Consider the following 16014-nt stretch of genomic DNA (forward strand, 5'->3'; position numbering starts at 1 on the left):
CTCAATAATAACCCTTAAGGCTGTTTGCAATTATTTGCTAAACGATAACCAGCCTCAATAGCCTCATTTTCTGTTTTAAAGAAGACAGCATTTTTATCTGACATGGTTTTATAACCAGAGCAATGGGCAAAATGATAAATCTTGCTATTTATATTACCCTTAATACTTTCAGATTGTGCTGTACTTACTTGTTTAGGTGTTTCAGTTTTAGCTTTAGTGACAGGTGCATTATTTGTTGCAGATAATCCGGCACCACTATTTTTATGTCCTAATTGCCACTTCACTTCTCCCGTTACAAAAGGATTATGATATCCAACGACACGAGCAATGCGATTATCACGCTCTTTTTCCCATACCGTTGGTGGATAAGCCTTATCCCAAGCCATTAATAATTGTTGTTGCTGACGTGACATTGAGAGGTTATAGCGGTCATGTAAATAGAAATAGACCCTTGCTACTTGACCTTTCACTTCATTACGAGGCTCAAAGGTGCGTGAAGCAAAATCAACACGGCTACGACATTGGCCATATTGGTAAGACGCTTGAGCAGGTAATTGCCCAAAGCTGAAATTACTACGATCGCCATTAACTTCACCAATAGAAGGCGCTAAATTATGTAAATCAGCTTCGATCTTGCCAAACACAGGATCGTTTTTCACACAATTAGCTCTTCCTCCATTTTGCCAGCATTGACGCTGATGCCCAAACACCCATGCAGGAACAATATGTTCCCACTCAATACGTGCAGCTCTTGTTTGTTGTGTTCTTACTTGATAGCCACAACTAGCTAAATCAACACGACCACCTGATTTCCCTACCCATTCCCAATCACAGCCACAATAAATCGTTCCTTGTGATTTTTGATTTTGATCATAATAGATACGTTCTTTTGCTATCTCTTTTGCTTTTGTAAAATTTTCTGGCGCTTGTGCTTGAACATTTAATGTAAAAATAAATAAACCCAACACAACCGCAGTATAGTGTAATATTTTTCTCAAAGTGGTATCTGCCTTACGCTTTATTTTATTAAACCCAATAAGAATTATCTTTAATAACCAACTGATAATCTTATTTTTATTTTTCTTTATTTTACCTTTTTTAAATTTATTTTGGGCAATCTTTCTTACTATTTTTTATGTAAAAAATAAAACAATAAGCGTGAATGGGAATAGAAAAAGCCGTTATTCTCGACATTAACGCAAAAGGGATTTGCTATGGTTTAGTCCATCAATGATTTGGAGAAATTTAAAAATGAATGAGAATATGCTGAATTTGATGGATGAATTAGTCGAGATCACAAAAAAGCATGCGAATAACGAAGATGTTAAAGCGCATGCAAGTTTGGAGTCTGAAAACAAATTACGAATTCAAATTATTATTTCTGACAAAAATGAACTGGATATTACATTAAATTCACTACAACACGCGATGTAAGAAATTATACACTCGGACGCTTGCGATATAACCATAATCCCGGCAAGGATAGCCCGATAGAGAGCGCACCGACAATAAATGAAGCTTTAAGGAAATTAGTAACTAAAGCTTCAAAAATCTCCTCGCTATAACCGATTTGTGTTAATTTCACCACAGAGATCATCGCGATATAAGCATTAATTCCGGGGAACATTGGAATAACAGCCGCGACAGTGAAAACTTTAGGATGCGCAAGCCACCAACGTGACCATTGAATGCCAATACAACCGACTAAAATTGCAGCACAGAAACTTGCCCATTCAATATTCATTCCACTCATAATCAGTACAGTACGTGAGCCATGCCCTATTGCCCCTAATAACGCGCAATATTTTAAAGCACGTAAAGGTACATTAAATACCATTGCGAAACCCACCGCAGGAATGGCTGCTAAAATCATATCTTCAATAAGGGTAAGAATAATCGTTATTATGCCCAATCTCTTAACTCCCATACTGCCATGGCTAAAATAACCCCTAAACAGGTTGCCAATGTTAACATTGTTGCCATTGCCCAACGCGCTAAGCCCGTATTAACATGACCTTTAAACATATCAGCAACAGCATTAATTAAAGGAAATCCGGGAACCAGTAATAAAACACTGGCGGCCATTGAAATAGTTGCGGTTGTTTGAAAATAAGAGAGTTTTAATAATAAACCTGAAACAGATGTGGCAACAAAAGCGGTAATACAGAAATTAATTAGTGGATTCATTTGGCGATGCGTTAATACTTGGCGTACAAACATACCAAGACCGCCACCAATAGCTGAAACTAAAAAACCATCCCAATTGCCACCATTTAATTTAGAGAAACAGCCACAAGATAAGGCAACCATAAAAATAATCGCCCAACGTGGATAACGTAATGGTTTTATATGCTCAAAGCGTTTTCTTGCTTCATGGATATCTGCAAGGTGATGTTCAACTAAAATAACAATATGCTGAACTTCTGTCACAACATGCATATTAATGCCACGATCAACTATCTTTCGTGTTGATGTCTGGCAATGTCCATTAACTATCGTCGTTAATACAACGGCATTAGCAGAAATTGCACTTTCGACTTGATGTACACCTAAAGCTAAACCTAAACGGGTTGAAAGCTGTTCAACCAGCATACTTTCTGCGCCATGTTGCAATAGCAATAACGCAGTTTGAATACATAACTTGGTAATTTCACGCTGTTTATCTTGTGAAATGGCAGTGCAGTCCGCCATTATCTCATTATCCATACCATGCCTTAGTTTTAATCACAAACGAGCCATTGCTAATATAAAGTTTATCAGCATAGCTCATTTTTCGCTCTATTATCTTTCAATACTATTATGAACAAATAAAATATTTAAGGCAGTAGGTAGATCAATCTTTATTTACTCACTCGCTCATTCGTAGATTTCTTCTTTAGAAAAAACCATTAAATAATATGTGATCTAAATCATTCTAGGTATAGCTAGCCAATAAGTAGCGCTTTTAGGATACGAGCAATGGTATATAACTTGCGCTAATAGACGCCGTCGTCTATAACGCTGTAATTTGAAGTATGACGAGTATATAAAATAATAAAGGTGCCAAAATCGCTGGCACCTCAAATAGCTTTTTCGTCATTTTATAATGAAGTTTAATTACGCAACCAACTCATTAGCTTTAACATACGACTCATCCAGAGTTTCTGCAACAAATACGGGAACACCATAAACAGCTGAAATAACAGAAGAGAGTTGTACCAGTTGCTCTTTATCATTTTTTTGTGGATCAGCAGTCATTATCATACCAGCACAATATTCACTAAGAAGTGCCTTACCCTCTTTTAGCCAGCGTCTTACTGCTTTCATCCCTTCCATATCTTCTTTTTTATGCTCTTTCTCTTTTTTATTAATGGACGGATATACCAAAACAAATTTTTTCTTTTCGTTTAGTACTACATCCATTTCAGCTGTCCAATTGTTGGCATCTTCCAAAGTTTCTGGGAATATTTTCATAGTAACAACAGGAAATTGTCCAACATCCATGACAACAAAATTTTGGTTATTCAACATAATACTCATCTCTCATTAAAAAATAACAGTCTCTACTTTAGAATGCCTATCATTCTCAATCAATGAAGTTCCTTATGTTTGCATAAAAACCGCATTAATAAACAATTGCGCCCTATCTATATTTTTTATCTAGTATTGAAGTGAAAATGTATATCCAAAATAATAAATAATTTTTTATAAACTAAAGCAAAAAAGCCCCTAAATAAATAATTTAGGAGCTTTTACTATTTTTACTTTTATGAGAAATTTTAGCGGACAACTAAAACAGATTGCTTAGCATAAGCAACGATACCTGACGCATTTGAACCTAATAAGTGTGTTGAAATACTTGGACGACGTGAACCAATCACAATCAAATCAGCATTAATTTTTTCAGCTAGCTCTAAAACTTTATCTCTTGCAGAGCCAAATACGGCTGAATACTCAACTCGTTCATTAGGCAAATCGATACTATTAGCTAATTCTTGCAGTTGTTCTTGTACACGTTCAAGTGCTTTGTTGGCAAAAGAACTTAACATGTCATAGTGATAGCTATAGCTAATAGAAAAACGTGAAATATCAGGAATAGCATGAAAAAGATGCAGTTTCGCCCCTTCTAGTTTGGCAATATAAACTGCGTGTTGTAAGGCTTTTGTTGTTAACTCATCTTCTGAAATATCAACAGGTACTAGAATTGTCTTGTACATAGCAACTCCTCATTATCAGATTATTGTCTGTTTATTATTGTAGCGTTAAACCCACAGCTTGCTTATTTAATCTTCCTCAAGATGCCATTTATGCAATTGTCGATGAATAAACGGTGTGACAACCAGCCCAATTGATAAAATAAAAACACACTGAAGAAACAATCCATAAATTGCAATAAAAAAGCGCCCTGTTGGGGTTGCAGGTGCTGGCTCTACAGGTTGTCCACTCAGCATAGAAATTGCATTTAATGCGGACTCCATAAAGCTATGCCCTTCAATTAAATAGAATCCTAATACACCGGGTAATAACCCTAAAAAAAAGAAAATAGAGCCTATTACATAATAGCGTAAGATGCGTAGAATAAAATGATCGAGCCTTAAAAGTTCTTGGGTAAATTTTTCCATTCTTATTCACTCTATAGAGTGTCGATTCAATAAATGGCTTATTAAATAAATAAGATAAACTACGCAAAATAAGAATATGCTACGAGGAATACTCATAGCATATTAATGAATATATTAACGAACAACTAGCACTGAAATTTCAGCGTAACGAACTACGCCTGCAGCTGTAGAGCCTAATAAATGAGTGCTAATATTAGGTCTACGTGAGCCAATGACAATTAAGTCGGCTTGAATATCTTTTGCTGTAACTAAAATCTCATCACGAGGTGAGCCAAAAGTAACCGTATAAGCGACCTTTTCAGCAGGTAAATCCACCGAATCTACCAACATTTGCATATCATTTTCTGCTTTCACTGTCGCTTTATCTTTAATTTCTGGATAACCCAGTGAATAAGCATTAATGATTGCCGAAGAGATAGGAAGAACATGAATTAAATGTAAGTTAGCTCCCGTTTCTTTTGCTAAATACACTGCATGTCGTACTGCTTTACTGGTTAACTCTTCTTCTACAATATCAATAGGCACTAAAATCGTTTTATACATAATAACTCCTCTCAACTCTCCATTTACCTTAATCCTACCGCAATAACCCAAAGATTACTGTGAGTGAATTAACTAAAAACAATCTAATCTTAATATAAACCTACTTTAATTATTAATACGTTATACGAAAAAACAAAAGATCTTATTCAAAATAATCGGCATTATGTTTTTGTGTTCTCGCCCATATTTGATTACGAACATCGCGGACAGTATCAATCAATTCTGAAGCTGTTAAGCCTATTGGTCCAATACCTTTTTCAACTAAAATATCGGCAGCTATACCATGTATCCAAACCGCACTTTTAACTGCATCAGACATTACCATTCCTTGCGCTAAAAAACTCCCCATGATACCAGTTAATACATCCCCACTTCCTGCTGTTGATAATCCACTGTTACCTGTTCTATTAATTATTATCTCCCCTGTAGGAGAAGTAATAACTGTATGTTGTCCTTTGATTATTGCCCAACAGTGGTAAAGTTTTGTCACTTCTTTGGCTGCTTGTTCTCGGTTATTTTGAATATCACTCAATGTACAATTAAGTAAAATAGCGGCTTCTTTGGGATGTGGCGTTAATACACAATGTTGATTAAGTGAGATTTGTGATTTTAATTTTGCCATCAACACTAGCGCATCTGCATCAAAAACATAAGGCTGATTTTCATTCCGCTGAGCTAATACATTTAATAAAATATTTTCAGAATTTGCTGACAACCCCAATCCACAACCAACCGCCCAAGCAGAAATATCTTGCCTATCCACTAACTCAGACGCTGTTTTTAGCATGAGTTCTGGTGCACTATCAATAAAAGGAAGAGGAAGTTGTAACTGTGCGAAACCAAGAAAAACTTTTCCACAGCCCGCTTTTAATGCACTTTTACCAGCCAAGACAATGGCACCACTCATTCCTTCAGCGCTACCAATAATACCAATTGTTCCAAATGTACCTTTATGTGTATTTCCTGTTTTACGCTGATAAAGTGCAGGGTAATGTGTTATTGCATGTAATAGTTGCTCTTTTTTCATCTTATTCTCCTCCACCATTTCCTGCATTTTTTCTTATTATTAATCGCAATAGATATACAAATTCTCCTTCACGATTGATATTCAAAGTATAGCGTGATTTTAGTAAGTAAATGTGTGAGCTTACTATTTTGCCTAATTGTCACTCTAACGATCCCAATCTGATAAAATGCTTAAGGCTATACTATTCATCCCTCATCAAGACTTTGCTATTCTATCGGCCTAATTTGATATCATTGGCCAATTAAACACAAAGGAAGTAGATAATGAACGAAAAATTTAAAACACAAGCAGATGTTGAAACATTGGCAGAAGAAGTGGCTTGCTTAAAAACTCTTGTCACTTATATGTTAAAAGCATTAGGCCAAGCAGATGCAGGACGTATTATTTTAAATATTGAACGCGCGATTGCAGAAGTTGATGACGAAAAACAAGCAGAGACATTCCGTAATACTATTAGCCAAATTAAAACTGTTTATCGCCAATAATTGATTTATTTTGGATTGGGTACTAGTACATATTTTTATTCTATTTTCTGAACTTTTTGTGCTGCACAAATAAACAAAAATTAGTTTTAAATTTCTATATACTTAATCTCGAAATAAACCATTCTTTATTCATTTAGCTACCCCTCTATCTTTATAGAGGGGATTTTTTTCTCTTTTATTCCTATTTTTTAAATGATAATTATTTTGTTTATTCATTATTTTAGCTAACAATCTGAATAATAGATTCTTTTTGTTAAGAATTTTTAATGTTATTTGAATTAGAGAAGAAGATAAAAAATCTTATACCTTTAGTGCGGTGATTGCAAATTAACCTATAGAATACAGTAAATTAAGTTTAACTTAGTATTAATAGGTTATCATTTTATCCTTATTTTTATATTTAATTCTCTATTTTTTATTATTAACGTAAATAAAAACCAACATCATAAAATGTAAATAAAGATAAATCCTAATATTATTAAATTTATGTTATTTTATTTATTGTTAATTATAATTTTCCTTTGAAAATAAAAAGCTAGCTTATTGTCCTTAAACACAATTATAGCTATGAAATTAAATTCAATCGGATTAAAAAAATTAACGTTTTATATTTTTTACACTTATTCTGATTTATCGTCATCCCTGTTTATATGTTACACTCAATGAGTACGTACCAAAAAATAAACATGAGGCTAAAATGAAACCACTTCTCTTATCTCTGCTATTATTGCCCGCAGTTGCTTTCGCTAACCCAACAAAAATGGCTGATGATTACTGCGATACCTTTAAAGATATCTCAATTAAAGCTTATGATACAAAAGAGCCAGCAGAGAAAATTGCCAAAGATGCAGTAGCCTCTTTAAATGCAAAGAAATTTGATTTTGCAAAATTAGAAGCAACTGAAGCACAATTTACTGAAGGCACTATCGAAGTTGTTAACTCTTTACGTGATGCAAAAGCTGAAATTGGTTCTCGAGCAGAATTCCAAGAAGGCCTAACTCAAATTGTTGCAGCTTGTAAAATTCAAATGATCTCTGCATTAGAAGAGCAAAAAAAATAATCTTCTCATTAAGAAATGAGTAGTAATCAATTTAAAGAGTAGAAATTATCCTGCTCTTTTTTATTTCGCCCTCTCCATCACTTATTCTTCTTACCTTTTGCTTTTCCCTTGCTTTTTTCTCTTTCTCTATAACTAACTCTCTATACTCTAAATAATTCGAGGAATCACTAGGAGCATACAATACGAATGGATCCAGTCACAACGCTACGGCTTGAAGTATGACGAGTATCAATTATAGAGTATCTATCTATCAATATTAAGGTTTATAATACCTCGGTAAATACTTGTTAGTACTGGCCATAAAAAGGAGATATTGTGAGCAACGAACAATCCATCCAGCGTTTAAGAAGACTACGCCAGTCAGAAAACCTGCGCGCTCTCTTTCAAGAAACAACCTTAACTAAAAATGATCTCGCTCTGCCTATTTTTGTTGAAGAAGGGCTTGATGATTATCAGCCTATTAAAAGTATGCCGGGTGTGGTTCGTATTCCTGAAAAGCGTCTTGCTTATGAAATTGAACGCATTGCCAAAGCTGGCATTAAAACTGTCATGACTTTTGGGGTATCCCATCATCTTGATGAAACTGGGAGTGATGCTTGGAAAAGTGATGGCTTAGTTTCTCGTATGTCTCGTATTTGTAAAGATGCAGTCCCAGAAATGATTGTGATGTCTGATACTTGTTTTTGTGAATACACTTCACATGGTCACTGTGGCGTTTTACATGGTGAACATGTTGATAATGATGAAACTATCTATAATTTAGGTCTTCAAGCTGTTGCAGCCGCGCAAGCTGGTGCAGATTTTATCGCTCCATCTGCAGCAATGGATGGACAAGTCGCCGCCATTCGTGCAGCACTTGATAAAGCAGGCTTTAGTGATACAGGCATTGTCTCTTATTCAACTAAATTCGCTTCCGCCTTATATGGTCCTTTCCGTGATGCTGCAGGCTCTCGTTTAATTGGTGATCGCAAAACTTATCAAATGAATCCAATGAATCGCCGTGAAGCTATCCGTGAATCATTAATTGATGAACAAGAAGGCGCTGATATGCTGATGGTAAAACCTGCAGGCGCTTATTTAGATATTATTCGCGATGTACGTGAACGTACGTTATTACCTTTAGCTGCTTATCAAATCAGTGGTGAGTATGCCCAAATTAAATTTGCGGCATTAGCTGGTGCAATCGATGAAGATCGTGTGGTCATGGAAACTTTAGGTTCAATTAAACGTGCAGGAGCAGATTTAATTCTGTCTTACTTTGCACTTGATTTAGCTGAAAGAAACCTACTTTAATCATCTTATGCTCAAAATGATCTAAGGTGTATAAGGTACAGCTATACACAATGTTTCATTTGTGTACATACAGTAAACAACTTGTTGAAGATGCTCTAAATAATTCAAGGTGTAGCTAGGCAACAACGCTACACTTTGAAATATGACGAGTAATTTTATTATGGGGCTACTATGGATAACTGTATTTTCTGTCAAATCGTAGCGGGAAAAGCACCTTGCCATAAAATTTGGGAAGATGATCACCACCTCGCTTTTCTCTCTATATTTCCTAATACCAAAGGCTTTACTGTTGTTATCCCTAAAAAACACTATCCAAGTTATGCGTTTGATTTAAGCGATGAAGCCTTAGCCTTACTCGTTATTGCGACCAAAAAAGTTGCTAAAATCTTGGATAAAACATTCCCTGATGTGTCTCGTTCAGGAATGTTTTTTGAAGGCTTTGGTGTTGATCATGTTCATAGTAAACTTAGTCCAATGCATGGTACTGGTGATATGACTAAATGGGCACCTATTGAAAATAAGCAGAAGATTTTCTTTGATAAATATCCGGGTTATCTTTCATCTCACGATTTTGAACGTGCGAGTGATGAAGAGCTTGCACAATTAGCAGCCTTGATCAGAAAAAACAATAAATAAATAAATACAACAAATAAAAATTTGACTTATTTTTTATACTCAAAGCTTTCAAATATAAAAAAACGCTCAGCCTTATATTTTAAGTTGAGCGTTTTTGATCAAGATAAATAAATTATTTAGTTGAAAGCTTTGCTTCCATCGGTAAATAAGGCTGAACTTTCTGTTCAAGGAGTTCAATTAATGCCGGATCATTAAAGCAATAATTATCAGGTATTCCCAATACATGGGCTTTTTTATAGCGCATGGTTGCAGGAAAATGTGCAGATAAACGATTTAAATGTTTAGATTCCATGACAAGCACTAAATCAGCCCATTTTAGCAATTCATTATCAACAACACATTGCGCATCTTTGCGCGTACCTGCTGAAAGTGTATTAATTCCTTCTCTATCTGCAAACAATAGTTCAGCGGTTGGGCTTCGCCATTGGTTTTTACTGCAAATAAATAAGATATTCATTATTACTCACTATCAGATAATGCATTTAATCGACGCTGACTACGAGAAATTCTTGGATATTCAATTCCTAGTTGTGCAGCTCTGGTCATTTTGAGTGATCGAGTATATAAATTAGACCATTTTTTTTCTGGTTTAAACATCACTCGTGAACACCCCATTTCTTGATGTTTATTTTTGCGGTTAACACATTGGCGCCAACCACGATCTCTTTGTGTAGACATAAAAACCTCTCAGATTAAAGGGATAGCAGCCGCAGTAATACGGAGAGGGTCTAACCATATGTATAATACATGATAAAAATAAAATTCTAAACTTAATAATAAAAGATATCTTTTGTCTCTATACGCAATTATCCTTAATAATTAAATTATATTATTTAAAAATAGAAAAACAAAATATTATACTGAACATTTAATATAAAAAGAGAATAATGAACACAGTAACCATGGTGTTAAATAACTAACTGGTTTAATCTATTATCATTGAATAAATTTAACTCGAGAATAAAAAATGAAAAAAATAGTATTCTTCTTTTTCAGCTTATTAATTTTAAGTACCACTGGATGTGTAACAGGTGCTGTTTGGTATAGTAATCCTGTCGTAGGTTCAGAATACAAAAAACAGGCCAGTGTAAATGATAATATAGTAGGTGCTTTTGAATATAAAAATCTCAGAGTTAAATATAATCAAAATAATGAAAATCTAGCGCCCATTCAATTACCAGGATCTGGGTATGGGTTCTTAGGTGAAAATTATATTTATATACTAACTCAAGGTGCTGATGAACTAATGCAATTAAATGAAATCATTAAAACAATCCCATTGAAAGCATTTGATAATTCTGAAGGTATCATTAGACTAAAACTTACCAAAGAAAATGATAATGTCATTGAATTTAAAGAAAATTACCATGTTTATATCAGTAAAAAATTCACATTAACTGACAAACAAACAGAAGTATTAAAAAATTTAGGATTTAAAGAAACACGTAATTCTGATGACAGTTCATGGGTGAAAACAATACCTATCAAAGGATATGTATTCCAGAAAGACGTTATGGAAATGCCTGCGACATTGAAAGACAAATTAAACGAAAATTATAAAGTCGAACTGTATACTTATGAAAAGAGCAACTCATTTAAACCAGGTAATTTAGCTAGTAATATTATCATTACCCCACTCACGCTTGTGGCAGATGTGATCGCTACCCCTGTGATTATGTTGGCCTTTTCGGATTATATTTGGCGATAAAAAATTTGGTGATAATGGATCAGTTATTATTTACTGATCCATTATTAAGATAAATTAAAAATTACTTGTAAGTAATTCGAGTTGGCTTATCTAACATAATTTCTGTTTTTGCTGGCTCTGTTTGTGCAATAACTTTACCTTGGCGAATAGAATAACGCACAGGTACTTGACGACGTAAAGCATCAAATCCGTTATCTGCTGGCAGAATAATAAAGTTTGCACTATTTCCTACTTCAACACCATAATCCGTTAACGCCAATGTTTTAGCACTATTATGACTAATCAACTGTAATCCCTTATCAATTTGGCCATAGCCCATTAATTGGCAAACATGCAATCCCATATGTAAGACTTGGAGCATATTTGCTGTGCCTAATGGATACCAAGGATCAAAGACATCATCATGACCAAAACAGACATTAATATTACTTTCTAGCATCTCTTTTACGCGAGTAATACCACGACGTTTTGGATAAGTATCAAAGCGTCCTTGCAAGTGAATATTAACCAAAGGATTCGCCACAAAGTTAATGCCAGACATTCTTAATAGTCGGAATAAACGTGAAGTATAAGCCCCATTATAAGAATGCATTGCGGTTGTATGACTTGCAGTCACTCTTGAACCCATATTTTCTTTATGGGCTAAAGCCGCAACAGTTTCAACAAAGCGCGATTGTTCATCATCAATTTCATCGCAATGAACATCTATTAAACGATCATACTTTTGTGCTAAAGCGAAGGTTTTATGCAGAGATTCAACACCATATTCACGCGTAAATTCAAAGTGAGGGATCGCACCGACAACATCTGCGCCTAGCTTTAATGCTTCTTCTAATAAAGCTTCACCATTAGGGTAAGATAAAATACCTTCTTGAGGAAAAGCGACTATTTGTAAATCAACCCAAGGTTTTATTTCTTCTTTTACTTCCAACATTGCTTTTAATGCTGTGAGTGAAGCATCTGAAACATCCACATGTGTTCTAACATGCTGAATACCATTAGCAATTTGCCATTGCAATGTTTGCCATGCACGTTGTTTAACATCATCATGTGTTAACAATGCTTTTCGTTCTGCCCAACGCTCGATACCTTCAAATAACGTACCTGATTGATTCCAGTTCGGTTGCCCTGCGGTTTGTGTAGTATCTAAATGAATATGAGGTTCAACAAAAGGCGCATGAACCAATCCGCCTTGAGCATCTAAGGCATCAGGATGAAAATCATTTTCAGGTTGAGATGCAATGGCTTCAATTTTGTTATTTTTTAGCGTAATGCGCCATAAACCTTCTTTTCCAACTAGACGAGCATGGTTAATTTGTTCGATATTTTTACCCAGCATGACTTATCTCCGCTTGTCGAGCTGTACGACGATTTAATATTGGATTTAACACAGCGTAACTTATTGCTCCCCCCAACACGGCATTAACAGGCACGATACCCGGTAACCAATGCCCTGCCATAATGCCAATGGCAACAGCGAGTAGTGCTACCCAGTTAACCGATTGCATTGTAGCAACATTAAAGGAGTTATAGCGTGCTTTATTCATCAGATAATCTGCAATAATAACACCTCCTACTGGTGGAATTGCTGCAGATAAAAAGGTAAGCCAACCGACAAAGTTATTATAAAGCCATAATGCACACAGCGTACCAATGATACCGTTTATTACTGAAAGTTTTTTGCTTGATAAACCAGTGATATTGGCAAAACCTAATCCTGATGCATATAACGCGTTGTCATTCGTTGTCCAGATATTTAAACCTAGCACCACGATAGCCGGAAGTAATAATCCTTGCGCAATCATCACATCAGAAATATCTGCCATTCCCAGTGAAGCCGCACCAGCCGCACCAAAGACAAACATCAAGGTATTTCCTAAGAAGAAAGCAATAATGGCGACAATGACAGCAACTTTAGGGTTTCGTCCAAAGCGGACAAAATCAGCAGTCAGTGTACCCGCACTAATAAACGATCCAACAACCATTGCTAACGCTAAATTAAAATCTAATGGCTGAGCCGGTTTTATCGCCATTAGTGTCGAAAGTCCCCCCATATCATGTACCGCAAGATAAACAGAGTAACTTCCGAGAATAGCGATAGCAGGAACTGCGATGATAGAGAGAATAGTGAGAGCAGAAATACCGAAGAATACTGTGATGGTCATTAAAATGCCGGAAATGGCGATAAGAAGATTGATATCAATACCAGTGGCTTTTCCTACCGGAATGGCAAACATTGCCACCCCCACACCAAACCAACCAACTTGAGTACCACCGAGTAAAAATGAGGGAAGCCAAGAACCTTTAATACCGAAAGAGTAACGCGCGAGGAGATGAGTAGTAAGACCTGTTTTTGAACCAATAAAACCAAGAAATGCGGTGTAGATACCAAGAAGAAGATTACCAATTAGAACTGCGAGGAAGAAATCATTAAAGGAAAGACCAGTACCAAGAGCGCCGCCAGTCCACATACTGGCTGAAAAAAACGTTAATCCCAACATCACAAAGGTTAACGCCAATCCACCCTTTCTTGCGGATATGGGCACTGGGCCCTGACTATAATTGTTGTCCTGAGACACTTTAACCCCCCTATTAATTTCACCAGGCCAAAAAAATCTGACGAATTCTATCTGCATAAAAATATTATGCAAACGTTTTCGTCGTCTGTTTATTATAATTAATGGAATGCTTCAGTTATGGAGTGTTGATATTCATCACAGAAATGGCAGAAAAATTGTTGTTTTACTTGAATTTATCTCGTTATTTTGAATTTCTTTTATAAAGCGATTTTATTTAGAAATACTTATGATAAAAATTAATCATATTTTTTCCTGAATACTTAGATTTTATATAAATTATTTTTATATAACTTCAATATCAACAAAGAGAAAATAATGATAAAAAGACAAAAAAGGAATTTATATTCCTCTTTTGTCTGCCCTGATTTATAGGCTTAGATTCGTTTTTCTTGCAGCTTGATCACCTGCAATATAATATTTAGCCTGACTTTTAGGTAAAGATTTAATTCCTCTCACCTTATCAGCTAACTTTTCTGCAATCATAATTGTAGTCGCATTTAAATTCCCAGTGATTATTAGTGGCATAATAGATGCATCAATAACTCTTAAGTTTTCTATGCCGTGTACTCGACCTTCCCCATCGACAACTGCCATTTCATCCGTTCCCATTTTACATGTGCCACAAGGATGAAATGCTGTTTCAGCACGTTCTCTAACAAAAGCATCAAGTTGTTCATCATTTTGAATATGTTTACCTGGGCTAATTTCTTCGCCACGATAAGCATCTAATGCTGGTTGTGCCATTATTTCTCGCGTAATACGGATAGCGGAGCGAAACTCTTCCCAATCTTGTTCTGTGGACATGTAATTAAATAAAATATTGGGATGTTGATGAGGATCTGTAGAAGCTAATTTTACTCGCCCGCGACTGGGTGAACGCATAGAGCCTACATGAGCTTGGAAACCATGCACTTTTACTGCATTGGTGCCATTATAATTAATGGCAACGGGTAGAAAATGGAATTGAATATTAGGCCACGCAAACTTTTCGCTAGAGCGAATAAATCCCCCCGCTTCAAATTGATTGCTTGCACCGATCCCTGTTCCTTGAAATAGCCATTGCGCACCAATCTTAGGCTGGTTATACCATTTTAAAGCAGGATAAAGTGAAACGGGCTTTTTACATTCATACTGCAAATACATTTCTAAGTGATCTTGCAGATTTTCCCCAACTCCAGGTAATACATGTACTGGCTGAATATTAAATTCGTTTAATACTTTGTCAGGCCCAACACCAGAACGTTGCAAAATTTGGGGCGAAGCAATTGCACCCGCGCAAAGTAATACTTCTCGATTGGCTTTAACACGATGAGGTGTGGTATTTTCGCCTGAAAAATAACGGACACCCACTGCATTTTTACCTTCAAACTCAATAATATCAGTCGTTGCATGTGTCTCTATCGTCAAGTTTTTACGCACTTTTGCTTGATCAAGATAGCCTCTTGCTGTACTTGCTCGACGACCTTTAGGTGTGACGGTTCTATCCATCGGGCCAAAACCCTCTTGCTGATAGCCGTTAAGATCAATCGTTTTTGGGTATCCTGCTTGTACACCCGCCTCAATCATTGCTTTAAATAAGATATTATTGCCTTTTTTCGGCGTAGCCACACTTACAGGACCTTTATCACCATGATAATCATTAGCGCCAATATCTCGACTTTCTGCCTTACGAAAATAAGGTAAACAGCTTAAGTAATCCCACTCTTCAAGGCCAGGTAATTTAGCCCAACCATCAAAGTCCATCGCATTACCACGGATATAGCACATACCATTAATTAATGATGAGCCACCAAGCCCTTTCCCTCGGCCACATTCCATGCGTCGGTTATTCATATAAGGTTCAGGCTCTGTTTCATAAGCCCAATTATATCGCCTACCTTGTAATGGATAGGCTAATGCCGCTGGCATTTGTGTACGAAAATCGAACCTGTAGTCCGGACCTCCAGCTTCAAGGAGCAGCACAGTAACTTCAGGATCTTCTGTCAAGCGGGTAGCAAGAACGTTACCGGCTGAACCAGCACCGATAATAATGTAGTCATAGACCATTGTTATCTCCTCTGTTTCAGTCATTAAAAAAAGAAT

Annotated in this window: 19 protein-coding genes; 6 read left to right on the plus strand and 13 right to left on the minus strand. The window is 35.9% G+C overall.

From position 1 onward, the window contains the following. Positions 1-14: 14 nt before the first annotated feature. Positions 15-998, minus strand: a complete 984-nt coding sequence (locus tag LG402_RS11040; RefSeq protein WP_227335377.1) for an endonuclease — start codon at positions 996-998, stop codon at positions 15-17. A 253-nt stretch (positions 999-1251) separates the two neighbouring features. Between LG402_RS11040 and LG402_RS11045 the strand changes: the two genes are divergently transcribed. Next, positions 1252-1434 (plus strand): hypothetical protein, encoded by a 183-nt coding sequence (locus LG402_RS11045; protein ID WP_036912881.1) that lies wholly within the window; start codon positions 1252-1254, stop codon positions 1432-1434. 4 nt (positions 1435-1438) lie between these two features. On the opposite strand, the gene LG402_RS11050 is transcribed toward LG402_RS11045, so the two are convergent. The 7 genes from LG402_RS11050 to LG402_RS11080 form a co-directional block, all read right to left on the minus strand. Continuing rightward, positions 1439-1912, minus strand: coding sequence for a threonine/serine exporter (locus LG402_RS11050; RefSeq protein WP_176694679.1), 474 nt, complete (start codon positions 1910-1912; stop codon positions 1439-1441). Next, positions 1903-2706: a threonine/serine ThrE exporter family protein gene (locus tag LG402_RS11055; protein ID WP_109407607.1), complete on the minus strand. Its 804-nt coding sequence runs from the start codon at positions 2704-2706 to the stop codon at positions 1903-1905. The genes LG402_RS11050 and LG402_RS11055 overlap by 10 nt, the downstream gene beginning before the upstream one ends. A gap of 390 nt (positions 2707-3096) precedes the next feature. Continuing rightward, positions 3097-3519: a hypothetical protein gene (locus LG402_RS11060; RefSeq protein WP_227335378.1), complete on the minus strand. Its 423-nt coding sequence runs from the start codon at positions 3517-3519 to the stop codon at positions 3097-3099. A gap of 239 nt (positions 3520-3758) precedes the next feature. Continuing rightward, positions 3759-4196, minus strand: a complete 438-nt coding sequence (locus LG402_RS11065) for a universal stress protein (protein ID WP_109407609.1) — start codon at positions 4194-4196, stop codon at positions 3759-3761. A 66-nt stretch (positions 4197-4262) separates the two neighbouring features. Continuing rightward, on the minus strand, positions 4263-4601 hold the full coding sequence (locus tag LG402_RS11070) for a hypothetical protein (protein ID WP_109407610.1): 339 nt from the start codon (positions 4599-4601) through the stop codon (positions 4263-4265). 114 nt (positions 4602-4715) lie between these two features. Next, the gene (locus LG402_RS11075) at positions 4716-5144 is read right to left on the minus strand and encodes a universal stress protein (protein ID WP_036912874.1); all 429 of its coding nucleotides are present in this window, start codon (positions 5142-5144) and stop codon (positions 4716-4718) included. Between the two features lie 142 nt (positions 5145-5286). Next, entirely contained in the window at positions 5287-6171 is an 885-nt protein-coding gene (locus LG402_RS11080) for an NAD(P)H-hydrate dehydratase (RefSeq protein ID WP_227335379.1), read from the minus strand. Positions 6172-6434: 263 nt separating this feature from the next. On the opposite strand from LG402_RS11080, the gene LG402_RS11085 reads away from it, so the two are divergent. From LG402_RS11085 to LG402_RS11100, 4 genes are all read left to right on the plus strand, one after another. Next, complete coding sequence (locus tag LG402_RS11085) at positions 6435-6656, plus strand: DUF2594 family protein (RefSeq protein ID WP_036936466.1); 222 nt, start codon at positions 6435-6437, stop codon at positions 6654-6656. Between the two features lie 697 nt (positions 6657-7353). Next, positions 7354-7716 carry a hypothetical protein gene (locus tag LG402_RS11090; RefSeq protein ID WP_006536483.1) on the plus strand — a complete coding sequence of 121 codons (363 nt, stop codon included), beginning with the start codon at positions 7354-7356 and terminating at the stop codon, positions 7714-7716. 315 nt (positions 7717-8031) lie between these two features. Further along, positions 8032-9009: a porphobilinogen synthase gene (hemB, locus tag LG402_RS11095; protein ID WP_072064069.1), complete on the plus strand. Its 978-nt coding sequence runs from the start codon at positions 8032-8034 to the stop codon at positions 9007-9009. Between the two features lie 171 nt (positions 9010-9180). Continuing rightward, positions 9181-9645, plus strand: coding sequence for an HIT family protein (locus LG402_RS11100; RefSeq protein ID WP_109407612.1), 465 nt, complete (start codon positions 9181-9183; stop codon positions 9643-9645). 112 nt (positions 9646-9757) lie between these two features. Here the strand turns inward: LG402_RS11100 and LG402_RS11105 are convergent, their stop codons facing one another. Together LG402_RS11105 and LG402_RS11110 are read right to left on the minus strand one after the other, a co-directional pair. Then, positions 9758-10102: a low molecular weight protein tyrosine phosphatase family protein gene (locus LG402_RS11105; RefSeq protein ID WP_227335381.1), complete on the minus strand. Its 345-nt coding sequence runs from the start codon at positions 10100-10102 to the stop codon at positions 9758-9760. Positions 10103-10104: 2 nt separating this feature from the next. Next, on the minus strand, positions 10105-10323 hold the full coding sequence (locus LG402_RS11110) for a hypothetical protein (RefSeq protein WP_036912865.1): 219 nt from the start codon (positions 10321-10323) through the stop codon (positions 10105-10107). A 289-nt stretch (positions 10324-10612) separates the two neighbouring features. On the opposite strand from LG402_RS11110, the gene LG402_RS11115 reads away from it, so the two are divergent. Next, entirely contained in the window at positions 10613-11353 is a 741-nt protein-coding gene (locus LG402_RS11115) for a hypothetical protein (protein ID WP_227335382.1), read from the plus strand. A gap of 61 nt (positions 11354-11414) precedes the next feature. On the opposite strand, the gene LG402_RS11120 is transcribed toward LG402_RS11115, so the two are convergent. The 3 genes from LG402_RS11120 to betA form a co-directional block, all read right to left on the minus strand. Continuing rightward, a complete protein-coding gene (locus LG402_RS11120) occupies positions 11415-12692 on the minus strand; it encodes a cytosine deaminase (RefSeq protein ID WP_227335384.1) in 1278 nt (425 codons plus the stop codon). Further along, positions 12682-13932 (minus strand): cytosine permease, encoded by a 1251-nt coding sequence (gene codB, locus LG402_RS11125; protein ID WP_166540023.1) that lies wholly within the window; start codon positions 13930-13932, stop codon positions 12682-12684. The genes LG402_RS11120 and codB overlap by 11 nt, the downstream gene beginning before the upstream one ends. Before the next feature lie 366 nt (positions 13933-14298). Then, positions 14299-15978, minus strand: a complete 1680-nt coding sequence (gene betA, locus LG402_RS11130) for a choline dehydrogenase (RefSeq protein WP_227335386.1) — start codon at positions 15976-15978, stop codon at positions 14299-14301. Positions 15979-16014: the final 36 nt, after the last annotated feature.

The organism is Proteus sp. NMG38-2, from assembly GCF_020640995.1.
Taxonomy (GTDB): Bacteria; Pseudomonadota; Gammaproteobacteria; order Enterobacterales; family Enterobacteriaceae; genus Proteus.

Bases quoted from the DNA above. Each gene is read 5' to 3' on its own strand.
- LG402_RS11105 (WP_227335381.1), bottom strand. From the start codon at position 10,102: ATGAATATCTTATTTATTTGCAGTAAAAACCAATGGCGAAGCCCAACC.
- LG402_RS11085 (WP_036936466.1), top strand. From the start codon at position 6,435: ATGAACGAAAAATTTAAAACACAAGCAGATGTTGAAACATTGGCAGAA.
- LG402_RS11065 (WP_109407609.1), bottom strand. From the start codon at position 4,196: ATGTACAAGACAATTCTAGTACCTGTTGATATTTCAGAAGATGAGTTA.
- betA (WP_227335386.1), bottom strand. From the start codon at position 15,978: ATGGTCTATGACTACATTATTATCGGTGCTGGTTCAGCCGGTAACGTT.
- LG402_RS11115 (WP_227335382.1), top strand. From the start codon at position 10,613: ATGAAAAAAATAGTATTCTTCTTTTTCAGCTTATTAATTTTAAGTACC.
- LG402_RS11045 (WP_036912881.1), top strand. From the start codon at position 1,252: ATGAATGAGAATATGCTGAATTTGATGGATGAATTAGTCGAGATCACA.
- LG402_RS11090 (WP_006536483.1), top strand. From the start codon at position 7,354: ATGAAACCACTTCTCTTATCTCTGCTATTATTGCCCGCAGTTGCTTTC.
- LG402_RS11080 (WP_227335379.1), bottom strand. From the start codon at position 6,171: ATGAAAAAAGAGCAACTATTACATGCAATAACACATTACCCTGCACTT.
- LG402_RS11075 (WP_036912874.1), bottom strand. From the start codon at position 5,144: ATGTATAAAACGATTTTAGTGCCTATTGATATTGTAGAAGAAGAGTTA.
- LG402_RS11060 (WP_227335378.1), bottom strand. From the start codon at position 3,519: ATGAGTATTATGTTGAATAACCAAAATTTTGTTGTCATGGATGTTGGA.
- LG402_RS11070 (WP_109407610.1), bottom strand. From the start codon at position 4,601: ATGGAAAAATTTACCCAAGAACTTTTAAGGCTCGATCATTTTATTCTA.
- LG402_RS11055 (WP_109407607.1), bottom strand. From the start codon at position 2,706: ATGGATAATGAGATAATGGCGGACTGCACTGCCATTTCACAAGATAAA.
- LG402_RS11110 (WP_036912865.1), bottom strand. From the start codon at position 10,323: ATGTCTACACAAAGAGATCGTGGTTGGCGCCAATGTGTTAACCGCAAA.
- LG402_RS11100 (WP_109407612.1), top strand. From the start codon at position 9,181: ATGGATAACTGTATTTTCTGTCAAATCGTAGCGGGAAAAGCACCTTGC.
- LG402_RS11120 (WP_227335384.1), bottom strand. From the start codon at position 12,692: ATGCTGGGTAAAAATATCGAACAAATTAACCATGCTCGTCTAGTTGGA.